The following is a 23,621-nucleotide window of genomic DNA, read 5'->3' on the forward strand; positions in this document are numbered from 1 at the left end:
GGCGGGCGAAACTCGACGAGCTAAGGCATGCACTGGTAGCGGCGATAGGCTGGCCGGATCTCCGTGCAGGAGGCCCCGGCCCGGCCTTGCACCGGGCCGTGAGCGACCTGCTGACACCAGACGACCAAAACTTCCCCTTCTGGCGACCGCCCTGCGGTCGCCAAGCAGGCCGTACAGACCCCCGCCTCCCCTGCTGCCACTGACGTGTCTGCCGGCAGGATCAACCACGGCCTCGCCCACGAGTACAGGCTCAAGACCATCGCCCTGCCTGGGCTCCTCCGTACCCCCGCGCCCGCCACGGCTGTTGTCTGCGACGTCCAAGCGTCCGACCTGATCTCCGGCGGGACCGCGTCACCCACCGGCCCGGGTCTGGACACCACGGAACCCGTCGCCTTCTGTGGTACTCCGGCGCCCCTCTCGGTCATCAGCGCCGCTACAGCGTCTGCCGTCACCGCGCGCGGCGCGCTGCCGAGGCGGACGACGTCGTCGGTCCGACATGACGGATCGGATCCTACGCCGGGCAGCGGGGCCTTCTCCTTGGGCCCGCAGACGCGATTACGCCTCAGCTACATACTGCCTCTGCAGGCGGCAGTTGGCCGCGAACAAGGTACCGGTCGACAGAGGTGTCGATGCAGGTGCTGCCGTGGTGATAAGCCGTGTGCCCGTTGCCATCGTAGATAAGCAGGCGCCCGGAGGAGAGCCGGTGGGCGACGGTCCTGGCCCAGGAAAGTGGAGTGACGGGGTCGCCAGCCGTGCCCACAACCAGGATGGGAGCGGCACCAGGGGCAGTGACCGGCTGCACCGGCTGTGTCGGCCCGACCGGCCAGTGGGTGCAGGCCATGAGAAGCACGGCTGTCGAAGCGCCAAATTGGGGGGCGGCATGCAGGAAATTCGGGAGGGCGGCAGTGGCCTGCGCCGCGGTAAAGCGTGGGTTGAGCGCTGCGCTCAGGCAGCCGATGGCCAAGAGGGCACCGTTGGTGTCCTGGCCGGTATGTGCGAGTTGCTGCACGGCAGTGGTGTCGCCGTCCAGCACACCGCGCAGCGCGGTGCGCAGTTGCTTCCACGCGGGGGCGCTCAGCGCCGACGTCACCGCATCGATCATCTCGTCACCGGTGATGGTGAGGTCCTTGCCCTGCCGGAGCGGGGTGCGGTCCAAGGCGATCCGCAGGGTGTCCAATGCACGGCCAGCCTCCCGGACAGAGTTCCCCAGCGCGCAGTGGCCGCGCTCTACGCAGTCGGCAGCAAACCTCTCCCATGCGGCCTGACGGGCAGCGTTGCTCTCCAGCAGGGCCTGGTACCCGCTGAGGTCGGGGTCGACAGCACCGTCCAGCACCATCCGGCCTACCCGAGCGGGAAACAGACCCGCGTAAGTGCTGCCCAGGTACGTCCCATACGAGTACCCGAAGAAGTGCAGCCGCTCGTCGCCGAGCAGGGCGCGCAGCACATCCATGTCCCGGGCTGCCTCTACGGTGCCGACATGGGGAAGCAGCCGTCCGGCCTGCCGCGCACAGGTGGCGGCGGCTTGCCTGAATGCCGCATCCCAGGCGTCGATGCCGGTACCGCCGCCAGCGGGGAGGGCGGGATCACATCGGACGGGGGTACTGTGCCCAACCCCCCGCGGGTCGAGCGCCACCAGATCGTAGGCGGCCCGGACGGACGAGGAGAAGGAACCGGAGATGGCCCACAGACGGCTCATCGCGGGTTCGCCTGGGCCGCCCGGGTTGAACTGCAGGGAACCGATCCGTGCCGTGCCGGCTCCGGTGGCCTTCTTGCGGGTAACGCCCAGCAGGATGTCACCGGTGCGCGGGTGGGAGTAGTCCAGCGGCACCTTCATGGTCGTGCACTGGAACGACGGCGCCTGCTGGCAGGGCTCCCAGCGCAGTTGCTGGCCGTAATAGCCCCGTAGTTCCGGCGAGACGGGGGGCAGCGTCCGGGTGTCGGGCGCGGCAGCAGAGGGGTAGTGCGTGCGGGGGGCCGTACAGGCACCCAGCAGCAGTGCGCAGGCGCCCAGCAGCCCTACCGTGCCGCGGAAAGTCCGCCGGGATGGACGACCGGTGGTGCGGGCGGCGGTCATCGTCATGCCTTCCTTGTAAGCGCGATCAGTAGCAGGGCCGGACCAAGTAGCGCTCCCGGGACCGGTCCGGGGGCATCTGCACCCGCCAGGCTGCGGTCAGGACCGGCACTCAGCCACTGTGCTGCCCGACCACCCCATCACACCCTGTAGCCGTATGGACGGCCCGGATGGGCCGAACGCGTGACATCGCATCCGGGCCGCGGGGGCCGTACCTGCAGTCGAAAGCGCGGCCGGCCCGTGGATGTATTGCCATAGCGCTGAGGCTTGCCGTCATAGCACGGGCGGGGCAGGGCCGCTGTCACCGTGCCAGGACGGCGCTCACCTTTGGCCACACAATGTGCAGTTCACGTTTCCAGTAGGGCCACGAGTGGGTGCCGCGGGGGTAGATGTGGGTGGTCACGTCGACGCCGGCCCGACGCAACGCTTGGCTGTAGACGAAGGTTTGCACGGGCAGCGGCGTCTCCAGCATCTGTGCGAAGGGGTCGTTGGTCTTGTCTAGGGGGCCGCGTTTCCCGTTGCCTGCGGACAGGTGCACTGTGGTGCCGCGTAGGTTTTCGATCATTTGCAAAGGGTTGTGCTCTTCCCACAGTTCGGGGTGCTCCTTGGGGTCACCCCACAACCGGACCGGGTCCAGTCCCTCGCGCAGGCACGAGGCGAGAATCGCGGCACGCGAGGCGGTGTCGGAGGTGTCCGTGATGCCGCTAAAGGAGCCCGCGTAGCGGAAGAGGCCTGGGTAGCGGGAGGCATAGTTCAGTGCGCCCAGCCCACCTTCGGACAGGCCGATGACGGCGCGGGATCCGCTGGCGCGGTAGCGGCGCTCGATGATCTGGATGAGTTCGTGGATGTGGAAGGTCTCCCAGCGGGGCCGGTCGGGACGGTCGTGATCCCACCAGTCGCTGTAGAAGCCGGCGCGTCCGCCGTCGGGCATGACGACCAGGAAATTCGCGCGGGCCGCCAGTTGTTCGACGTCGGTCTCTCGGGTCCAAGCGGTGTAGTTGTCGCTGACTCCCTGCAGCAGGTAGAGCACGGGAAATCGTCGTGTGGGCTGGTCTGCCCAGCTCTTGGGGAGGATCACCCGCACCGGCAGGGTCTTGCCCATGGCCGGGGAATTCACTTTCAGGTCCCACATCTGAGGACCGAGCTTTTTGGTCTGAGTGATGCGCGCCCCGTCGTCGGCCGCTGCTGCGGCGGGCGCAGCATGCCGGGGGGCTGCCGCAACGGGTGCGGCAGTCGGCGACGTGAGCGCGGTGACCCCGGCCAGGGCCACCGCGCTCAGGAGTCCGGCCCCGCGGACGCGCAGCCTGGCACGGCACCGGCCGGTACCGGCTGTCCCGGTCGGCGGGCTCTGGATGTGACACCGGTGGCCTGTTGTACCCAACCTGCCTGAATTCGGTGGAATCATGGAGGAGAGCATCCCAAGGACAAGGCCGGGGTCGCTCCGGCCGGCGCGGCGTCAGGGCTTGTCGTTCAGGGTGGCGTTCAGATGGCGGGCGACAATTGCCACGTGCGGGGGGTCGATCATCGACAAATGGTCGCCGGTGACCAGCACGATCTGCAGTGCGGGACACAGCGACGCCCAGCCCAGGTCCGCCTCCTGGCGCAGGTAGCGCGGGTCCAAGGCCGTGGTCAGCGGCTGCGGGTCCTGCGCCCGGTACAACACGGTCGGACCGGCGTACGGGCGGGGGCGGTAGCGTTCACCAACCCGCGCATCGAGGTACGAGGTGCGTTGGTGTTCGACGATGGCCGGGCTCATCTCGCAGCCTGCAGCTGCGACTTCGCGCAGCACGACGTCGATCTGCTCATCGTCGGAGACACTCGCCAGCTCCTGGTAAGGGAGGCGGACCCGGCGTCCGTAGGTGGCTTCGATGTACTGCACGAACCGTTCGAAGCGGTCAATGAGCAGCTGCTGGGAGTCCAGACCCGGCAGGGCGGCGGGCAGGATGGTGTCGATCAGGCCGAGGAAGCCGGGCTCCTGTCCGTCCTGGTCGAGCTGGCGGGCCACTTCGTAGGCCAGGCAGCCGCCAAAGGACCAACCGAGCATGTGGTACGGGCCGCTCGGCCACAGATCGCGCATCACGCGCTGGTAGTGCCGTGCCTTGTCTTCCATGGTCGTTGCGCTGTCGAGGCGTTCCAGTCCGTAGACCGGCCGGTCGCCGGCGAGCAGTTGGACCAGGGGGCGGTAGACGGAGGTGGGGCCACCGGCGGGATGGAACAGAAACAGCGGGGCGCGGTGGTCTTGGACGGGCGGGTTCAGGACGTTCACCTCGGCGTCGGTGCCGGCGTTGACGGCAGGGCGCAGGAGGTCGGCGATGCCTGCCACCGTGGGACGGCGCAGGAGGTCGGGGGCGGCCGGGGCCGCGGTGCCAGCCGGCAGTCGGGCGGTGATCGCCTCAGCCAGGGCGGTGGCGGTGCGGGGATCGTGGGCAGCGGGGAGGTCCTGCAGCACGCCGGGGGCCTGCTCTCCGGTGACCTGCTGGTAGACGCTGGCAACCAGGCGTTCGGCGGCATCCCGGGGAGCAAGGGCGGTGGGCGGTTTCCGGTCCTGGTCCTGGTCCGGTGGCTGCTCGGTGCCGGATGATGGGGCAACCATGGTGGAATCGGTCGTAGCGGGGGCAGGCAGGTCTAGGGCGGCGATGACGGCCTCGACCAGATCACGCAGGGTTGCGCCACGCAGGGCGAGGCTGGCCGGCAAAACGATCCCGAAATCCTGCCGGACGGCGTTTTGGATCCGGACGGTCATCAGGGAGTCCAGGCCGAGTTCGGTCAGGGGCACGGCTGGGTCCAGGTGGTCCCCGTCGTAGCCCATGACGGCCGCTGCCCGTCGGATCAGGCGCTGCCGGATCGTGTCGTATGCGGCCTCGCCCATGGTCCGCAGCGCGTCGGGCCCGGGCCAGTGGTGGTCTGCCGAAGTGTCAGTGCGTAGAAGGTCGGTGAAGTAGGGCAGGGTTTTCAGTCCGGGGAAGGCCGCTGCAAGTCGCTGAGGGTCCAGGCAGAGGACGCCGAGGTGGGGGCGGGCCTGGGCCAGCAACAGCTGCAGCGCATCCATCCCCTGTGTCTGTTCCAGGGGATCCAGGGCAAGCCGGGCGGTGGCCGGGGCTGCGCCGATATCGGCCCACGGCCCCCAGGCAATGGAGATGGCTGGCAGACCGTCGGCGTGCCGCCAGCGGGCCAGCGCGTCCATGAAGGCGTTGGCGGCGGCGTAGGCGGCCTGCCCGGGGGAGCCGGTGAGGGCGGCAGCGGAGCTGAACAGCACCCACCAGTCCAGGGAGTGCTCCCGGGTGGCGTGGTGCAAATGCCTGGAGCCCTCGGCCTTGACCGACAGGACCAGGTCGAGGTCGGCGGCCGTCAACTCCGTGACCGGCCGGTCGCGGAGCACTCCCGCGGCGTGTGCCACGCCCGCCAGGGTGTGGCCTTCGGCCTCGGCAACCCGGACCAGGTGGCCGGCCGTGGCGGGTTCGGCGATGTCGCCCAGGGCGATCTCCACCTGGGTGCCACCGGCGCGCATGTCGGCGACGGCGTCCAGGGTCGCCTGTGACGCGGGGCGTCGCCCGTTCAGGACGATCCGCCCGGCTCCCTGCTCGGCAAGTCTGCGCGCGGTGGCCAGTCCCAGACCGCTGAGGCCGCCGGTGATGATGTAGGCGCCGTCGGGCCGGGCGAACCGTGAGGGCGACAGCGCCGGTGAGGCATCCGGGTCTGCCGATGCCAGACGGGCCAGGAAGCGTGTTCCACCCCTCCAGGCCACCTGATCGGCCTCGGAGGCTGCCAGCAGTTCGCGTGACAGATCGTCGGCCAGGTTCGGGTCACGGTCGACATCGACGACGGTGGCGTGCATCGCGGGGTGTTCCAGGGCCAGGACCCGAACCAGGCCGGTCAGCGCGGCCCGATCAGGGTCCGGGTACTCCTCCGCGGTGACCTGCTGGGCCCGTTCCGTTACGAGCCACAGCCGGGGAAGGGTAGACGTGTCGACGGCGTCGCTTGCTGCCAGGTGGCGGGCCAGGTCTGCCGCGGCGCGGACGGCTTGCCCCATCCCTGTTTCCTGCGGTGCAGGCTCGTCGGTGAACAGCAGCACGACGTGGCGCGGTACGCCGGCGGCGCCCGGGTCCCAGTTGTGCAGCAGGTCGGCGACGGTGGCCGGCTGGTAGGCGGCGGTGGTCACCGTCCCGCCGTGTGCTTCCAGTGCGGCGGCCAGCGGGGCAGCGAAACGCGAGTCATGGAATGAGCCGGTACCGGCGGAAGTGAGCAGCAGCCACTGGGCCGGAAATGCCTCCTCGGTCACGGGCAGGGCGGCCTTGGTCCACACGATCTCGTAGGCGGTTTCGTGCAGGGAACGGGGGACCTGGCTGCGGTCGGGTGCCTGCAGGGTCACGGCGTGCGCGTGCAGGACGCGTTGTTCCCCAGTGACGGCCGTCATGTCGAAGCCATCAGCGTGGTGGCGGTGGGGGCAGCATGATGGCTCGGTCACAGCAGGCATGCAGTACACCTGGCAGGTGTCGGCGCCGGGGGCGTCGGCCGTCAGATGCACCCGGGCAGCCGCGGTGGGGAACAGTGCGCGTTTCGAGGCGGGCTGGGCGGTCGCTGTGGCCGTGGATGGAGCGCAGGCCACGAAGGCGGGCGCGGTCAAAGCGGCGTCCAGGAGCGCGAGTCGGGCTGCGGGTGTCTGGCTGTCGGAGTGTTGGGATTGCGGGGCGGCGTCGGCGGGGATCTGGGTGACGGGCAGGTCGTCCGGTCCCAGGGGCACGGATGGCGGCGGCAGCGCTTCGCTGCAGACCGTGGCGCGGGCGTGACACAGCCAGGTGCCGGCCGGCGACTGGGTGTGGAGGGTGATGTCGGCGGTCCGGGTGTCGGTGGGTTCCAGGACGACAGTGACTGGGGTGCTGTCGGTCAGGGGCAGGAGTTGGTCCAGCGCCAGGTCGCGCACCACAAGGTCGCCTGTGGATGCGGCCAGGCCTTCCTCGGCGGCGGCCAGCATCATGTGGGCGCTGGCCGCCAGGGTCAGCACCGGTGTGCCGTGCAGGGAGCGTTTGATGCGGTTCCAGCCGCCGGTTCCCGCGTCCGCGTGCCACACGATGCGGTCGGTCCCGGGGATGTTGATGCGCCGGCCCAGGACGGGGTGGCCGCCAGTGCGGCGTGAGGCCGCCGGGCGGCCGGGAACCCAGTACCGGCTGTGGCGCCAGGGCCAAGAGGGAATGGCGACCCGTTGCGCGGCCGGCCAGAGCAGCTGGTTGCCGGTGTGTCCTTGGGCCAGGTGTGCGGCGGCGAGGGAGGTCCGCAGATCCACCGCCTCGTCGCCGTCGCGGCGCAGGGTGGGCAGAACGAGTCCGGGGTGGGGCAGGACTGCTTGCAGGGTCTCGCTGATGGGGAGAGCGGCCACCGGATGCGGGGAGATCTCCACGAACAGGGTGTGGCCGGCCTGCGCGGCGGCGGTGACTGCCTGCTGCAGGCGCACCGGTCGGCGGATGTTGCGGCACCAGTAGGCTGCATCGGCCCACACGGGTGCGGCCGGGTCGTCGTCCACGGTGCTGTACCAGGTCACCACGGCAGGACGGGGCTGTAGCGCGGCCAGTTGTTCCCGCAAGACGGGCAGGGCCGGGTCGACGGCCGCGGAGTGGCCGGCGCCGCTGACGGCCAGCGTTCTGGCCGTGTATCCTGCCTGTTCGGTCTCGCCAACCAGGGCGGCGACCTCGTCGGCCGGGCCGGTGACGGTGCACCGCCGGGGCGAGGAGTGCACGGCGACCTGCACCCCCGGGTAGCGTTGGAGGACTTGTAGCCGAACGTCCTCGGGCAGTTCGATAGCGGCCATCGCGCCGCCTCCGGCGCCGTCCACTGCCGCCAGGGCGGACGAGCGGTGCACCATCAGGCGCAGGCCGTCTTCCAGGTCCAGCGCCCCGGCCACGACCGCCGCGCCTACCTCGCCCATGGAGTGTCCGATGACCGCGGCCGGCTCGATTCCGTACGCCTGCCAGGTGCGGGCCAGGGCCACTTGCAGCCCGAACAGCAGCGGCTGGGTCTGGTCCACGCGGGCGGCTTCCGCTCCCTGCTCGACCAGGGTGGTCAAGGTGGTGCCGGTGACCGCGGTGAACGCCGGGCCCATGGCCGCGACCTCGGCAGCGAAAGCCCGGTCCTGCTGGAGTAGTTGGCGTCCCATGCCCTGCCACTGCGAGCCGTAGCCGGAGAACACGAAGACAGGGCCGGGCGGCTGCTCCCCGTGCAGCGGTGCGGTCGGCTCCGACTGCCGGTGCGGGGCGACAGTCGCCGGCCCGTGCTGATCGCGGGCCAGGTCGCGCAGCAGTCGGATCAGCTCTGCCCGCTCCCGGCCCACCACGGCCCCGACGGCAGGTCCGCGTCGTTGGGTGGCAAGGGTGTGGGCGAGGTCGCGCAGGTCCGTCTGGCGGCCGGCCGGGGTGTGCAGCCAGTCTGCCAGTGCCCCGGCCGCCTCCGGGACCCGTGCGGCGCTGCGCGCCGATACCACCAGGACGTGCGGCGTACCTTCTTGGTGGTCCTGTTCAGCGGACTTGGCCGCGCGGGCGTCGTCACGGGGTGGGGCCGTCGTCTCCCCGGTCGTGTCGGGCGCGGCGAGAATGACGTGGGCGTTGGTGCCGCCGAACCCGAACGCCGACACTCCGGCCATTGCGGGACGGGAGCCTGCCACCGGGTAGGGGGTGGGGTCGGTCACCACCCGCAGGCCACAGGCTGCGAAATCGATGTGCGGGTTGGGGGTGTGGAAGTGGAGGCTGGGCGGCAGGACCCCGTGGTGCAGCGACAGTGCCGTCTTGACCAGCCCCACCAGGCCTGCCGCGCCTTCCAGATGCCCGATGTTGGTCTTGACCGACCCGATCAACAGCGGGCGGTCGGCCGGGCGGCCTTGCCCGAGGACCGCAGAGAGCGCACCGGCTTCGATGGGGTCGCCGAGCAAGGTGCCAGTGCCGTGCGCCTCCACGTAGTCGATGTCCCCGGCTGTTGCCGCGGCGTCGTGCAGTGCCGCCCGCAGCACCTGTTCCTGTGCGGCCGGGTTTGGTGCCATGAGCCCGGCCGATCGCCCGTCGGAGTTGACCGCGCTGCCGCGTACCACGGCCCAGACGGTGTCGTTGTCCCGCCGGGCGTCGGCCAGCCGTTTGAGGACCACTACCGCGCAGCCCTCGCCGCGGGCGATGCCGTCGGCGGCGGCGTCGAAGGTCTTGCAGCGCCCGTCGGCGGCTAGGGCGCCGGCCTGGTCGAAGGCAGCCGTGATCGTCGGTGACAGCAGGACGTTGACCCCGCCCACCAGAGCGGCATCGCACTCCCCGCTGCGCAGGCCGCGGCAGGCCTGGTGGACGGCAACCAGGGACGACGAGCACGCCGTGTCGATGGTCATGCTGGGTCCGTGCACGTCCAGCAGGTAGGACAGCCGGTTCGCCGCGATGCTGCCAGCGGCCCCCGTACTGGTCCACGCCGTCACCGCTGCCGGGTCCGCCGTGGTCAGGTGCCCGTACTCCAGGGAGCTCAGGCCCACGAACACGCCCGTTCGGCTCCCGCCGAGCTGTCCGGCCGCCATCCCGGCATGGTCCAGGGCCTCCCAGGCGACCTCCAGCAGCAGACGCTGCTGCGGGTCCATGATTTCGGCCTCCCGGGGGGTGATGCCGAAGAAGTCGGCATCGAAGGCGGCGATGTCCTCCAAGAAGCCGCCCCAGCGGGTGGTGCGGGCCAGAACCTCGGCCGTTCCGGCCGAGCCGTCATCGAAGTCGCGCCACCGCCGGTCGGGGACCGAGGAGATCGCGTCCCGCCCGGCGAGCAGGCCCTCCCACAGGCGGTCCGGCCCTTCCATACCACCCGGCAGACGGCATCCGATGCCCACCACTGCAATCAGCGACGTGTCGGGATCCGCGCCCGGACGCGGCCCCAAAGGTCCGGCCGGGGCGTGCGCGACCGGCAGGTCGGCGCCGGGCCCGCCAGCCGGAGCGGGGCTGGCGTCCGGTTTCTTCGGTGATGCGCTGCCGGTCCCGTCGGCCAGTGCGGCGACCAGTTGCTCGATAGTGGGGTTCTCCCACAGCAGGGTCGACGACAGCCGCCGGTCCAGGAGCTCTTCCAGCCGGCCCGACAGGCCCACCGCATCACGTGAGGTCAGCCCGTACTCGGCCATCGGACGGTCGTCGTGGATGTCCTGAACCTCTACGGCGCAGCACTGGCTGACCCATTCGCGCAGCAGGGCCCGCAGGTGCGGGGCCGTCACCGTGTGTTCATCGGGGGCCGGTGGGGACGCCGGGACGTCGTCGTGGGGCCCGGGCTGGCGGGTCTGGCTCATGCTCCCTCCCCGGACCTGGGGCGGGGCTGGGCCTGGGCAGGGCCGAACCCGCCCGTCAGGTAGTGCTCACGGCAGGCGCTGCGGGCCACTTTCCCACTCGTGGTCCTGGGGACGCTGTTCGGGGGGACCAGGACGAAGTCGTGCACGGACACCGCGTGGGCACCGGCGACAGCCGCCCGGACCGCCCGGGTGACCGCTTCACGTACGATGTCCGGTTCGGTTACCTCGCGGGCGTGTTCGGCGACCACCACCAAGTGCTCCCCGCGCTCCCCCGAGGCCGCGAAGGCCGCCACGTGATCGGTACGGATCGCTGGGTGCGCCTCCTGCACGGTCACTTCGATGTCCTGCGGGTAGTGGTTGGTCCCGTCGACGATCACCAGGTCCTTGATGCGGCCCGCCACGTACAGCTGCTTGTCGTGCACCAGGCCGAGGTCGCCGGTCCGCAACCAGGCGTTGCCGTCGGCCACCGGCCCGTCCTGCGCGAGTTCCGCGGCAAAGATAGCCCGGCTGTCCTCTCGGCGCCCGAAGTAGCCCAGGCCCACGTTCGGGCCGTGGACCCAGATCTCGCCCACGACGCCGTCCGGTGTCCTGGAGCACAAAGCCGGATCGACGATGGCGATCTCCTGGCCCACCGGCCTGCCGCACCCGACCAGTTCGGTGACCGGCGCCTGCCCGCCCGGTTCCCCGGCCTGCCCTCGTCCGGCGGCCAGCGCTGTGCGGTCGAAGGCTGTGACGGCCGGCTCCTCACCGGCCGGTGAGGCGGCGACGAAGACCGTGGCCTCCGCCAGCCCGTAGGACGGCCGCATGGCAGTCCTGGGCAACCCCACTGGCCCGAAAGCCTCGTGAAACCGTGCCAGGGTCTGCGCCCGGACCGGTTCGCTCCCGTTGATCATCACCGCGACGCCGTCCAGCGACAGCTCATTGCGGTCCTGCTCCCGCACCCGGTCCACGCAGTAGTCGAACGCGAAGTTGGGAGCCGCTGTCACCGCGCCGGGGTAGCGCGACAGTAGGCGCAGCCAGCGCATCGGCTGCTGCACGAAAGCCAAGGGGTCCATCAGCACCGACGAGGTCCCGCCGACCACAGCCATGGCGACCATCAGCAGCAGCCCCATGTCGTGGTAGAGCGGCAGCCAGCTCACCAGGTGACTGCGCCCGCCGACGACCTCGTAGGCCTCCAGTGCCTGCCGGGCGTTGGCCACCACATTGGCGTGCGTGATCTCCACCCCCGACGGCAGCCGTGTGGATCCCGAGGTGTACTGGAGGTACGCACAGTCCTGCGGCCCCGGCCTGGTCACACCCTCGAGGCCCTGCGCGGGGGCCTCCTCCCCGACCAGGTCCTCCACCGCGTGCACGGCGCAGTCAAGGCCCGCGGAGCTCAGGAAGTCCGCCAGCTGACCGACCTCCTGCCGCCGTGTCAGGACCACCTCGGGCCGGCAGGCATGCAAGGCAGCAGCAAGTTTCTGCCCATGCCCCGGCAGGGCCGGCGGGAACAACGGCACCGCTACCGTGCCGGCGCACGCAGCCCCGAGAAAGCCCACCACGTACTCCAGGCTCTGCGAGGCCAGCACCGCCACCCGTGCGCCAGGGGCGCACCTGCGGTGCAGCGCCACTGCCACCGTACCCGCTTGCTCTGCCAGCTCACCCCAAGTCAGGGACAGCGGTTGTTCGGCTCCGTCCGCCCCGAAACCCACGACGGTGAACGCGGTCTGCTTCGGCGCGCGGCGGGCGCAGAAGGCAAGGCACTCTCCGAGGGTCTCCCCCCGGGGCCACGACGTCCAAGAGGTGGAGTCCTCGATGTCGGTGTGCTTGGGCACGGCTCTCCCCGAGACCGGTCACGACGACACCCGTTCCGCCCGGCCCACCACGGAAAAGAGCGATGCAGACAAGCCAGTTACCGGAAAGGTCGACACGTGCTCGCACGCGACCGGAGGAACAAACCGGAACTAAGATCAAAAACTTAGATGAACCGACTTTTGTGGTCAAACTTCGCGCCAGCGCGTGTCTTATTTTTCGATCCGAGCCCGGTGCGGTACGACGGTCAGTCTGCGGCCCTGTCGCCACCGGCGCGGCAGGCCGGTCCACGCCAGGGCGGACCCTATGATCAACACCCGTCGCCCGCGACGGCTCCCGGCGAGCTGCAGGGGCGAGCTCCTCCACGCCAGACAGGAACCTTCCATGCGACGGTCACCGGGCTTGGGTGCGCTGGCCGCCGTCGGCCTCGCGGCTTTTTTGACTTCGCTGGACAGCACGGTGGTCACGGTGGCCCTTCCGCAGCTCCAGCGCGAGCTGCATCTGTCCCCGTCCGACCTGGAGTGGGTGGCCGTCGCCTACCCGCTGGCCTATGCAGCCCTGTTGCTGATGGGCGGCCAGACAGCCGATCGATACGGTCACCGCTCCACGCTGCTGGCCGGGACCGCGCTGTTCACCGCAGCATCGGTACTGTGCGCCCTGGCCACCGGCGGACCGGTGCTGATGACCGGCCGCCTCGTACAAGGAGCGGCCGCCGCCCTGATCTTCCCCGCGGCGCTGGCAGTTGTCACCCACGACCTGCCAGCCCCCCTGCGCACCGTCGGCGTGAGCCTGCTGACCGCGGCGGTCGCCGCCGCCCTGGCCACCGGACCAGTGATTTCCGGAGTCCTCACCCAACACCTGGGGTGGCCGTCGCTGTTCGCCATCAACATCCCCCTGGCGGGTGCCGCCTGGTGGGCGATGGCCGCCACCATGCCCAAAGAGCCCCAGGTCACGTCGCACCCCGCTGCAGACGGCACGGCCCGGCCCGTAGGCGACGCACCCTGGGACATGGCACTGATCTGCCTCGCCCTGGCCGGCTATGCCTTCAGCCTCATCGAGGGCCACCGCCAAGGATTGTCCCCGGCCGTTCTGGCCGCCGCGGCCACGGCCACCGCTGCCCTGCTCTACGTGACAGCCCACCAGGTCCTGACTACCACTCCCCTGCCAGCTGTCGCCCTGTTGCGCCACCGCACCTTCACCGGCGGCATCCTGGCCCAGCTGCTGTGGGGGCTGGGAGTCAACGGTGTCTTCTTCTTCACCGCCCCCTATCTCCACAACGCGGCAGGCCTCAACCCCACAGCCACCGGCCTCGCCTTCACGCCCATCGCCGGATCCCTGCTCCTGGCCACCCCGCTTCTGCCGACCGCAGTCAGTCGCTACGGAGCCCGAGCCGTGGTCGTTACCGGGCTGCTCTCCCTCGCCGCCGGCATGGCCTATCTCGCATGCATCGCCCCCACTGCCCGCCTCGAACTGCTGCTCCCGGGATTCGCCGTCATCGGCGCCGGGTCCGCCCTGGCCATCCCCCTGACCACGTGCGCCCTGCAATGCGCCCCCAAGGCGCACTCCGCAAGCGCCGCCGGAGTCTTCAGTGCGGCACGCGAGGCCTCGGGAGTCCTGGGCATCGCCGTCATCGGAGCAGTAGCGGCCTCTGGAGGACAACTGGCCGCCGACACCGACCCCCACACCTCGGCACAGGGCTACCGCACCGCACTGATCGCGGCAGCAGTCCTGGTCGCAACCAGCGCCCCGACCGCCTGGTGGGCCCTGACCAGCGCCATCTCTCCCACAGCAAGACCACGCCCCCTCAGGAAACCCCGGGTCGGAAGCGCGCCGGCCGAACCGCACGACACCGACGCCTGACACAGCTCCAGCCCCTGGTCCTCGTCGGCCCACGAACCTCTCCTGGACGGAGGCACCGGCACGTGCCGAACCCGACCGATGCGTCGAAGGCGGCACGGGCGGCAGCGACCGCTGCTTTCGACTCTCTCTTGCCAGCCGGAGCCGCGGTCCGACAGTCCCTCACGGTGGACCCGCTCCCCCAGACCTCTGTCCGCCGCTATTCCACGCCACCTGACCCGGATCCGACAGCCGGACCCGATCGCAGTCCCGACCGGGCCGCCATGCAATCCGCAAAAGACCCTCCATATGGCGCAATGACCCCGTATAGAAGCTGCGACCCACGCCTGCCAGCGGCCATCAACCGGCGGCTACAGAACCGTCGCCGCACGCACGGTCGATCGATATGACCACCTGATCGTGACTTCATTCGGCCTCGCGCCCGGTGTGGCGTGATCGTTCCGGGCAACCGGCCTCCCACCTGCAGCGGACGATCCCGCGAGAGAAAAGGCCCCCCATGCCATGCGCAGGGTGGGCGCCTGACCGTTGGGCGGCGAGCGTTTCTTGAATCCTCCCCCATCTGAAGCAGGGGGATTCCTGGCTCACGTGGGCTGGAGAGCTGCGGTCCGTCAGCTCTTGCACGATCGGCACCAGCCGGGTTGAGACCAGCCCGGTTTGATGACACACATCCAGGAGGTGCATGTGCTGACTTGGCTCTCAATCAGCACGGTGTACGCGCTGGTTGGTTCTCGCAACGCACGGCGATCAGCCTACCCCGGCCGTGTGGGCGGTCTTTCGCCTGACGGCGAAACCCCGTTCCCTGCCCTGCTCCACAGAGGTCCGATTCCTCCCCGACCTTCAGGCCGGGGAGGAATTGCAAGATCCGGTGAACAGATCCGGCTGGAGGCCGCAGCGCGCTTCGTTCACGGTGTGAAGATCGCGGTGACGCGAAAGAGTTACGGATCAACGAGCGATCGGCGGAGCGGTGGCGCCGGGCCTGGCGTGAGGGCGGCACCGAAGACCTGTGGTCGGCTGGACCGTCGAAGGCACCGCAGCTGTCTGCTGACCAGTTCCGGGTCCTGGAGGCAGAGCAGGGCAGGGCACGGGCCGGCCGCGCGCGGCTGGGCAGCCCAGCGGTGGCCCTGGTCCAGGTCCAGGTCCAGACGATGATCGACCGCAGGTTCCGAATTGGCCCTGGGCGCGCTGGAACGTGACGAAGGCGCCGTGGAGCTGTGGAAGAAAGAGGTGCGGTCGACGCTGGAAACACCGCGGCTGCGCTCTGGTCCTGGGCAGTCTTTGAGGACAAAGCAGGGTCCGCGATGGGCTCAGCCAAGATTTTCGTGAAACAACGACGCAGCGTATACCGGGCCGGCGTGCACGGTTTGCACTGTGGCTGTGCCGGTGACGCGCTGGTCGAGGCAACGGGGCCCTGTGACCGTGTGAGTGAACGCTGCCGCGACTCTTGCCGTATCCGTCCACGGAGCTGGTGGAACAGGCCTGCGTGGAAGAGGAAACCGTGCTGGGCGGCGCTCGGCACCCAGCACCTGCCGGTGGGCTCCACCAGGCATCCGCTGTCTCTTGATAGCCCACACGCTGCAGCTTTGGCGGCGCAAAGCCGGGTTGACGTGCCGTCGGACGCTGCCGTTGTGGCAGCTTGCGGCCCACAGGCCGCCTCACCCGGACAGGAAACCTGAATCCTGAGCGCGCAAGTCCGCGAAGTCCGCGCCCGCCAGCAAGAGATGCACGAGTCCACAGACCACACAAAAGTATCCTCATCCCGCATCGGGCGTTGATCTGTGCATGGATAACGGTCTTGACGACGAGGGTGTGCAGTACGCAGCCCTCCTGGGGGCCTACTGGCTCCACTCTCCCTGGCTCGGCGAAGGGGACGGTCACGACACCCCGGAACGCCACGGCCCGCAGGAGCGCTACGCGGCCTCGCAGAACGGCACCGCACCCTGCACGGCGCCCGGACCAGAGCCCCCCGCCGCCCCCGAGTCGGTTGCGCCGGCACCATTGCAACGCCGCCTCTGCTGAGTCCCCCTACATGCCCGGACAGCCGTGGCATGCACGCAAGAACGCCCCAGGACGAACCGCACCGCGATGCCCGGCACGACAATAACTCACCGCGTCCCTGCCGCCCGAACATCCCCGACACGCCCGGCCCGCTGGCTGCTATATCGGCACCCAGGCCTGCCCTGGTGGCCGGACCACACTGCGGCCACCAGGGTCACACAGGACCGCGTTGCTGTTGCCGTCGTTCTCGATGTCGTTAACGATGAACTACCGAACTGTACATATGGGACTCGGACCCATCACACCAGGCCCGGCGATGTCAGTGCCGTCCGACAACCGCGTTTCCGTTGTTCTTGCTGACATTGACGCATGAACCGCCGTAAGAGGGACTCAGAAGTGTGATGTAGCTCGGCTGCGGAGCACACATGTTGATCGGCAGGGCATTGGGCTGCAGGCCGAGGTTGTTCGACAGCAGGCCAGGTACAGCAGCAGCGAGGCCTCTGGCGTCATCGTCGGCACTGGCCACACCCGCAGCCGCGACCAGGACGGCACCCACCGCAGCGGTGATAGCCAGACTCCTCTTCAACGTGCTCATTGACGACCTTCCCTCTCGGCCGCCCTCCTCCGGGCGGTGCCTTGGTCCACCATGCGCATCACGTAACGGTTATCCGACGAGCCACGCCCGATATCACCGGATCGGACCCGAGGTCTCCACGGACGAGGACGACACGCCCGGGCACGGCGGCCGCTACTCCCTACGGGTGGCGCTACGACATCGCATCCGCCAACCGCACCTCACTCGACCTGGGCATATGACGAGTGCATGGCCACCGGGTGATCCGCAAGAGCAGTTGCGTTGCCGCCAGACAGGCAGCTTGCTTGATGCAGGTCCGCGTGCCCCACCGCCGTTCCCGGCCAGGCCGCGACAACACCCGCGCATTTGACCGCAGGCACCTGGCACACCGCCGGGGCCACGGGAGTAGAGCATGTCCCCTGACGACAAGGAGAACCGATGAGCACCACGCTGTCCGAGGCTGTCATAGCCGGATGCACCGCCGACGAACTCCAGGCCATCCCCCTGCCGGCCACGTATCCCGCCGCCACCGTCAGGCAGCAAGACGTCGGCATGTTCCAGGACGTCCCGGACAAGGACGTACGCAAGTCCCTGGTCGTCGACGAGGTGCCCCTGCCCGAGCTGGCACCGGATGAGGCGCTGGTGGCCGTGATGGCCAGTGCCATCAACTACAACACCGTGTGGACTGCGATGTTCGAGCCGGTGCCCACCTTCGCGTTCTTGCGGCAGATGGGCCGTGCCGGCGGCTGGGACGCCCGCCACGACCTGCCGTACCACATCGTCGGATCCGACGCCGCAGGTGTGGTAGTGCGCACCGGGTCCAATGTGCGGCACTGGAAGGCCGGCGACCACGTCGTGGTCTCGCCGGCCTATGTCGACGAACAGGAACCAGCAACTCATTCCGACGGCATGCTCGGCGACGGTCAGCGCGCCTGGGGCTTCGAGACGAACTTCGGTGGGCTGGCCCACTACGCGGTCGTTCGGGCCAGCCAGTTGCTTCCCAAGCCCGCCATGCTCAGCTGGGAAGAAGCCGCAGTCAACCCCCTGTGCGCCAGCACCGCCTATCGCATGCTCGTCAGCGACCGCGGCGCCCGCATGAAACAGGGTGACGTCGTACTCATCTGGGGAGCGACCGGCGGGCTCGGGTCCTACGCTGTCCAACTCGTCGCCAACGGCGGCGGCATCCCCGTCGGCGTGGTCAATTCCCCCGCCAAGGCCGACATCCTCAAAACGCTTGGCTGCCACGCCGTCATCGACCGCAGCCAGATCGAACAAGGCGACACCACACTGTTGCAACGTCCGGAAGGCTGGAAGAAACTCGGCAACGCCATCCGCGACGCAGTCGGCGAAGACCCTCACATCGTCTTCGAACACGTCGGCAAGGCCACCTTCGCCGCCTCGGTCTTCCTCGCTCGCCGCGGAGGACGCATCGTGACCTGCGGATCCAGCACCGGCTACGAACACACCTTCGACAACCGGTACCTGTGGATGCGCCTCAAACACATCATCGGCAGCCATGGGGCCAACTGGCACGAACAAGACGAAGTCAACCGGCTCATCGCCAAGGGATACGTCCTGCCGGCCCTCTCCACCACCTACACCCTCGACAACGTCGGCACCGCCGCACGCAGCGTGCAGACGAACCAGCACATCGGCAAGGTCGGCGTCCTGTGCCTCGCCCCCACCGCAGGCCTCGGCATCACCGACCCCCAAGCCCGCGCCCGGATCGGCGAAGACAAGTTCAAGGTCTTCCAGCAAGCCGGCAGCACCCAGCACTGACACCATGCCGAGGGGCATCGGCAAAGAGCCCTTCTGGCGCACTCACGGGAAAGAGCGGACCGTCCTACGCGGCCCCCCTCCTGCCCCGGACCCCACCTGCGGGACCGAACGCCGGATTCCCCGCCGGGCCAGGGGGACTCCCCCGGGTGGCTGCACCGGGCTTGCCGGAGAAGCGCATCACCGGTCACGCTGTGCGAAAGGGTCCTCTTCCAGCCCCCGTCTGTGGTCCTGTGGCAACGCAGTGACAGCGGACGCCATCGTCATCGCTCTCCGGCCTGACGACACCGGAGAGCAATGACGCCACATCGACCGCCCGCCGACCCGCCCCACGCCAGCCGGTACAGCGGTTCCGGGCACCGGCGGCTGCTTCCGAACCGGCGATGGCGCGGTGCACCCAGACCGGGCGCCCCATGACAGAAGACCTTTGGGGATCACGACATCCTCAGGCCCGGCACACCCATCATGGCGGCCAACCACGCTGAATGCCGCCACCCGCAAGCCCCCTGCTCCGCCAGCACTGGCCATGCGAATTCAGCGGACGAGTGGAGGAAGGCCCAGAAGGCAACGGCGAACAAGGGCGCTGGGTACAGGGTTTCTGGTCATGAGCCCTTGGCCCTGACCGCACCCACATCGCGTGCTGCAGGGCGGGGTGAACAGGCTGCCGCGTTGTGAGGTCCCAGCTCCGCCCCTCCGCCCCCTGCTCAGACACTCCCGGCAGAGACAACCGCGCCGCCGCCCAGCTCCAGGCCAGCCCGGCCGACATCACCCGCCAGTGACAACACCGGACCATCACCTGCCCCCCGACTGATCGTTAACCGGGCATGAACAACGCCACCGCGACCACGCCAGCACCCGTCACCGTCTTCGCGGAGCTGTACGAGGCCTACCGCACGACACAGGATGCACCGATCTACAACGCCGTCGTCCGGCAATGGCGCGCCCAAGGAAAACAAATCCCCAGCCTCACCCCGCCCAGAACGCCAACTCAACGAGCAACAGGGACAGTAGGAGTCCCCCGAGGATGGACCTGACGCCCTTCGGTCGCGGACCGAACGCCCCCCCAGGCGACCTCCAGTCCCCCTCACGGGAACGGTGAACAGGCCGACAGCTCGGGCCCTCACAGCGGCCCGGGCAATGCAGTGGCCCTCGCCCGCGCCACGACCCCGTGGCCAACAAGAGCCGAACAGCAGCCACGGCGACCCAATCCCTGGATCCCGACGGCTCGTCAAGGCCTTCGATCGTGAACCAGTTCTCCCTTCCGCGCGTCCACACCCGCCCGTCGCAGAGCGTGCGGCGGACCGCTCTGCTGGTACTGCGCCTCCGCGCGCACGTCCCAGCGCCACCTGACACCGCCGATTCGATGTCCCGGCCCACGGTCGGCTGACACGTAGGCGAACTCCTGGGCGACGAAGTAGCCGGTGCCTGCGGTCAGGACGAAGACGGCCAGCAAGCCGAGTGCGGCGCTCATCGCGCGCCGCCTCGTGACGCGCGGTGCGAGGAGTCCGTCGAGCTGGCGGACACAGGGTGGCTCCTCGAAAGTGGTACGTGTCGGTTCTTACGATCGCGGGCGATCCCTGCGTCCACCCGTTCCCGCCCACGTTCGGGTGGACGGGGCCGGGCTCAGTGCTCCCTGCCGTCCGTTCCGTCGGGCTTATGGGTCACGTCTCCCGGGGCTGCCCGGATGATGCGCGGGGCGGGCCGCTCAGCGGGCGGAACGTCGTCCGCCTTCATCGCTTTGGCCTCGCTCTTGAGGATGCGGCTGGCCTTGCCATGCGCCCGCCAGAGAAGGACCCGGTGTCCCCTTGCCCGCAACTACGGCCCCGGCGGGCCGTGATCCGCGCTGGAACGGCACGACAGCGAGCGGACGACGGCCCAGGGGACGTCCCTGTGAGGAATCTGCGGGGCGCCGGGGCGGCCGGATCTGTGCGCAGGCCCTGTGACGTCCCCGGGTGCAGCGCCCGGTGCGTCTGCAGCCACCGCGGCAGACCACCCTTGCGAATGGCTCACACCGGTTGCAGCGCCCACCGGGGTGGCTGACGATCAAGACGAGCGCTTCCGGCACCGGAATCATCTGTCGATTTCCGCCAGTTCCTCTACCGCGGCAGGGTGGTCACTCCATCCGGTGTGCGGCATGCTGTCCGGCCCGGCGGCCGGGCAGGCTCGTCGAGCCGACGCGGTCGATGTGACCAGGCAGGTGGTGCGGCCACCCTGGGACGGCTCCGGATGCGTCGGGACGAGCACGGGCCTTGGTCACTGCAGTCGGCTGACACGCGTTCCGGGTGCCGGGAGTCGCAAGTCGTGGTCCGTTCGGTGTGAGGGCGTGGACTCCAGTTCCTCTTCGGCCCACACGACTTTGCCGTCCGATGTCGGGCGGGATCCCCATCGGCGGGACATCTGGGCGACCAGGAAGAGTCCGCGGCCGTTCTCCTCGGCGGCGTGCGAGCGATGCAGGCGTGGGGAGCAGACGCCCGTGTCGGAGACCTCGCAGGTCAGAACCCGGTGCCGGATCAGGCGCAGTCCGATCGGTCCGGCGCCGTACCGGACGGCGCTGGTGACCAACTCGCTGACGATCAGCATCGTAGGATGCTCGAGACCTTCCAGCCCCCACTCGGCCAGCTGGAGGGCTGCCATGTGCCGGGCGCTGCGGACGGCGGTCTGATCGCTGGGCAGCGTCCATGAGGCGATCATGGTGGGCTTGAGCGAGCGGGTCCGGACGAGGAGCAAGGTGACGTCGTCGGAGGGTGCCTGAGCCGGGAGGATGTCCGTCGCGCGGGTGCAGAGCTCTTCCAGCGACCGATCCGGTTGTGCGAGGGCGGTGCCCAGGCGGCGCATTCCTTCGTCGATGTCGTGGCCGCGGGTCTCGATCAGGCCGTCGCTGTACAGGGCGAGGAGACTGCCCTCGGGCAGTTCCCACTCCACGGACTCGAAGGGCACCCCGACCCCGAAGCCGAGGGGCGCTCCGGCGGGCAGGTCGGGGAAGGTGACCCGGCCCTGGGGGTCGACGATGGCGGGCGGGGGGTGCCCGTGCCATGGTGCACCGGCCGGTGGCCGGGTCGTAGACGGCGTACAGACAGGTGGCACCCATGAGGGTGGAGGACCTGCCGTATTCCTCGGCCAGTCGTTCGACGGTTTCGTCGAGGTGGGACAGCAGTGCATCGGGTGGCAGGTCCATGTCGGCGAGTGTGTGCACCGCGGTACGGAGCCTGCCCATGGTCGCGGCGGCGTTGATGCCGTGTCCGACCACGTCGCCCACGACGAGAGCCACGCGGGCACCGGACAGCTCGATCACGTCGAACCAGTCGCCGCCGACGCCGTGGTCCATGTCGGCGGGGAGGTAGCGGGAAGCCGCCTCGACCGCCGTGCCTCCGCTCATGTGCTGGGGGAGCAGGTCGCGCTGGAGCGCCAGGGCCGCGGTGTGCTCGCGGGCGTACTGGCGTGCGCGGTCCAGCGACAGGGCGGCGCGGCTGACGAGTTCCTCCGCCAGGAGCAGATCGACCTCCTGGAACGGTGTGGGGTCCTCGGTGCGGACGAACAACACCACGCCCAGCAGCACGCTCCGCGCGCGGATCGGCACGACCATCACCGAGTGCCTGCCGTTCTCCCGGATCGTCCGCGCCCGTGCCGGATCCCGGTCGATCCAGGTGCCGGGAGCGGTGTCCAGGACTGGCTCCAGGTGGGACCTCCTGGTGCGCAGGGCATGGGCGAGAGGTGAGGCCGGGGGCAGGGGGATCGCCTCGCCGCGTGCCCAGGTGGATTCGGGGACGTCCTGGTGGATGGAGGCCAGACCGGCGCCCCGGAAGGCGGGGCGGTGATCGCTCGCTGGTACGGAACGCACGGCAGGTCCGTTGCCGAAGGGGACCGACTGCTCCAGGTCCACGGCGACGAAGTCGGCGAACAGCGGCACGGCAAGCTCGGCCAGTTCCTGGCTGGTCCGCATCACGTCCTGCGTGCTTCCGAGATCCGTAGTCCTCTCGCTGAGGATGGCGAATCGCTCGCGCGCCCGCCGGCTCTCGGTGACGTCGACGCTGACGGCGCACACCCCGACCGCTCGGCTGTTTGCGCCCTGTAGGCACGAGGACGAGGTGGTGAACGTGTGCTCCCGGCCCGGAATCCCCGGCAGCGGCGTCTGATACTCGTGAACCTTGCTGGTGCGGCTTCGGAGTACCTGTCGCATCAGTGCCTCGGACGCCTGGGACCTCGCACCCGGCACTACCTCGGTCAATCGGCTTCCGAGCCTCTGTTCGCGGGAATCGCGTCATGGCCCTCCATCGTGTCGTTCACCCACGTGCAACGCAGCTGCGTGTCACGAATGACGACGCCGAGTGGCGCACGGCTGATGAGCGACTCCCGCACGGATTCCTGGGTCGCTGCCCAGGAGAGCTTGCCGATCTCGGTCGCGCAGACCAGCCAACGGACCGCCGTGCCCCGTCCCCGCAGCAGTGAGACCCTCAGGCTCACGTCGAGTACGCACCCGTCCCGGTGGCGCAGCCGTGCAGTTCCCGACCAGCCACCCCGGGCACGGCACTGCTCCACGAACTCATTTACGACCGACGCCTCCTCCGAGGGTGGCAGGAGCAGGGCGGCGGACCTGCCGACTACGCCTCGGGCGGAATGTCCGAGGAGGCGCTGGGCAGCCTGGGTCCATCCGACGATCGTCCCGCGCTCGTCGAGCATCGCGCTCGCCGAGTCGGACATCACCTGCGTCCGTACGGTGTCGTTGAGCGTGGTTTTCTCGGTCCTGGTCATCGCGTTCGCGTCCTGGGATAGGCGGCGGAAGGGCGGTCTGGACTGCGGGAGGCGGATCCGGATACGGGGTTTCGGCCGACCCAGCACGTGGTGGGTGGTCAGCCGGAATGACATGCGCTGTCTCAATCCCGAGTTCAGATCAGATACATGCGTCGATTTGAACCATGTATACCCTTTGGTTGTCAGACCGGATGACGCACCGATCTGTGACATCGCACGCGATGCCCGGCGGGTGTCCGCATACGACGGTGCGCAGACATCCGGGCGTGCCTGTTGAGTCGGCACGGAGCGCGGTGCCGGTGTTGCCACCGGTCCGTTTCTCCGTGCCGCTCGCCGAACCCGGCGTACCCGTCTCCGAGTACCGGGCTCTACACGGACTCTGTCGTTCAGGCGTGGTTGAACCGTGTCCAGGGGTTGGGGATCGTGTTGCCTGGGCCTTGACCCCTGATCTTGGACACGCGAGACACTGGATCCTGAGGATCTGAGGACGGACATCTCGTGGTCATGAAGAACTATCCGCCGCAGTT

At 69.4% G+C, this 23,621-nt stretch carries 10 protein-coding genes and 2 pseudogenes; 2 read left to right on the forward strand and 10 right to left on the reverse strand.

From position 1 onward, the window contains the following. Window positions 1-562: 562 nt before the first annotated feature. The 4 genes from ABZ883_RS39615 to ABZ883_RS39630 all read right to left on the reverse strand — a co-directional run bounded on the left by ABZ883_RS39615 (window position 563) and on the right by ABZ883_RS39630 (window position 12,166). Window positions 563-2,080, reverse strand: a complete 1,518-nt coding sequence (locus ABZ883_RS39615; RefSeq protein ID WP_360915919.1) for an alpha/beta hydrolase — start codon at window positions 2,078-2,080, stop codon at window positions 563-565. 292 nt (window positions 2,081-2,372) lie between these two features. Continuing rightward, window positions 2,373-3,341 carry an alpha/beta hydrolase family protein gene (locus tag ABZ883_RS39620; protein WP_360915922.1) on the reverse strand — a complete coding sequence of 323 codons (969 nt, stop codon included), beginning with the start codon at window positions 3,339-3,341 and terminating at the stop codon, window positions 2,373-2,375. A 186-nt stretch (window positions 3,342-3,527) separates the two neighbouring features. Beyond that, a complete protein-coding gene (locus tag ABZ883_RS39625; RefSeq protein ID WP_360915925.1) occupies window positions 3,528-10,352 on the reverse strand; it encodes an SDR family NAD(P)-dependent oxidoreductase in 6,825 nt (2,274 codons plus the stop codon). Further along, window positions 10,349-12,166 (reverse strand): fatty acyl-AMP ligase, encoded by a 1,818-nt coding sequence (locus ABZ883_RS39630; RefSeq protein ID WP_360915928.1) that lies wholly within the window; start codon window positions 12,164-12,166, stop codon window positions 10,349-10,351. Before ABZ883_RS39630 ends, ABZ883_RS39625 begins: the two co-directional genes overlap by 4 nt. A 361-nt stretch (window positions 12,167-12,527) precedes the next feature. On the opposite strand from ABZ883_RS39630, the gene ABZ883_RS39635 reads away from it, so the two are divergent. Then, on the forward strand, window positions 12,528-14,003 hold the full coding sequence (locus tag ABZ883_RS39635; protein WP_360915931.1) for an MFS transporter: 1,476 nt from the start codon (window positions 12,528-12,530) through the stop codon (window positions 14,001-14,003). Window positions 14,004-16,314: 2,311 nt separating this feature from the next. Here ABZ883_RS39635 and ABZ883_RS39640 read toward each other — a convergent pair. Next, window positions 16,315-16,590, reverse strand: a complete 276-nt coding sequence (locus ABZ883_RS39640) for a chaplin family protein (RefSeq protein WP_360915934.1) — start codon at window positions 16,588-16,590, stop codon at window positions 16,315-16,317. Window positions 16,591-17,007: 417 nt separating this feature from the next. Between ABZ883_RS39640 and ccrA the strand changes: the two genes are divergently transcribed. Then, window positions 17,008-18,348 carry a crotonyl-CoA carboxylase/reductase gene (gene ccrA, locus ABZ883_RS39645; RefSeq protein WP_360915937.1) on the forward strand — a complete coding sequence of 447 codons (1,341 nt, stop codon included), beginning with the start codon at window positions 17,008-17,010 and terminating at the stop codon, window positions 18,346-18,348. Between the two features lie 1,225 nt (window positions 18,349-19,573). On the opposite strand, the gene ABZ883_RS39650 is transcribed toward ccrA, so the two are convergent. The 5 genes and pseudogenes from ABZ883_RS39650 to ABZ883_RS39670 all read right to left on the reverse strand — a co-directional run bounded on the left by ABZ883_RS39650 (window position 19,574) and on the right by ABZ883_RS39670 (window position 23,094). Next, window positions 19,574-19,816, reverse strand: coding sequence for a hypothetical protein (locus ABZ883_RS39650; protein ID WP_360915950.1), 243 nt, complete (start codon window positions 19,814-19,816; stop codon window positions 19,574-19,576). A gap of 152 nt (window positions 19,817-19,968) precedes the next feature. After that, a pseudogene (locus tag ABZ883_RS39655) lies at window positions 19,969-20,133 on the reverse strand (twin-arginine translocase TatA/TatE family subunit); the annotation flags it as partial. Window positions 20,134-20,598: 465 nt separating this feature from the next. Beyond that, window positions 20,599-21,504, reverse strand: a complete 906-nt coding sequence (locus ABZ883_RS39660) for an ATP-binding SpoIIE family protein phosphatase (protein ID WP_360915940.1) — start codon at window positions 21,502-21,504, stop codon at window positions 20,599-20,601. After that, window positions 21,410-22,558 (reverse strand): annotated as a pseudogene (locus tag ABZ883_RS39665) (SpoIIE family protein phosphatase); the annotation flags it as partial. The gene ABZ883_RS39660 and the pseudogene ABZ883_RS39665, both read right to left, overlap by 95 nt. Before the next feature lie 8 nt (window positions 22,559-22,566). Beyond that, window positions 22,567-23,094, reverse strand: a complete 528-nt coding sequence (locus tag ABZ883_RS39670) for a PAS domain-containing protein (protein ID WP_360915943.1) — start codon at window positions 23,092-23,094, stop codon at window positions 22,567-22,569. Window positions 23,095-23,621: the final 527 nt, after the last annotated feature.

It is taken from the genome of Streptomyces sp. NPDC046977 (assembly GCF_040644455.1).
Lineage (GTDB): Bacteria > Actinomycetota > Actinomycetes > Streptomycetales > Streptomycetaceae > Actinacidiphila.

What these genes read in the sequence shown, in the direction of transcription:
- ABZ883_RS39615 (WP_360915919.1), bottom strand. Translation starts at nt 2,080, where the DNA reads ATGACGATGACCGCCGCCCGCACCACCGGTCGTCCATCCCGGCGGACT.
- ABZ883_RS39625 (WP_360915925.1), bottom strand. Translation starts at nt 10,352, where the DNA reads ATGAGCCAGACCCGCCAGCCCGGGCCCCACGACGACGTCCCGGCGTCC.
- ABZ883_RS39635 (WP_360915931.1), top strand. Translation starts at nt 12,528, where the DNA reads ATGCGACGGTCACCGGGCTTGGGTGCGCTGGCCGCCGTCGGCCTCGCG.
- ABZ883_RS39640 (WP_360915934.1), bottom strand. Translation starts at nt 16,590, where the DNA reads ATGAGCACGTTGAAGAGGAGTCTGGCTATCACCGCTGCGGTGGGTGCC.
- ccrA (WP_360915937.1), top strand. Translation starts at nt 17,008, where the DNA reads ATGAGCACCACGCTGTCCGAGGCTGTCATAGCCGGATGCACCGCCGAC.
- ABZ883_RS39650 (WP_360915950.1), bottom strand. Translation starts at nt 19,816, where the DNA reads ATGAGCGCCGCACTCGGCTTGCTGGCCGTCTTCGTCCTGACCGCAGGC.
- ABZ883_RS39660 (WP_360915940.1), bottom strand. Translation starts at nt 21,504, where the DNA reads ATGCACTGCTGTCCCACCTCGACGAAACCGTCGAACGACTGGCCGAGG.
- ABZ883_RS39670 (WP_360915943.1), bottom strand. Translation starts at nt 23,094, where the DNA reads ATGACCAGGACCGAGAAAACCACGCTCAACGACACCGTACGGACGCAG.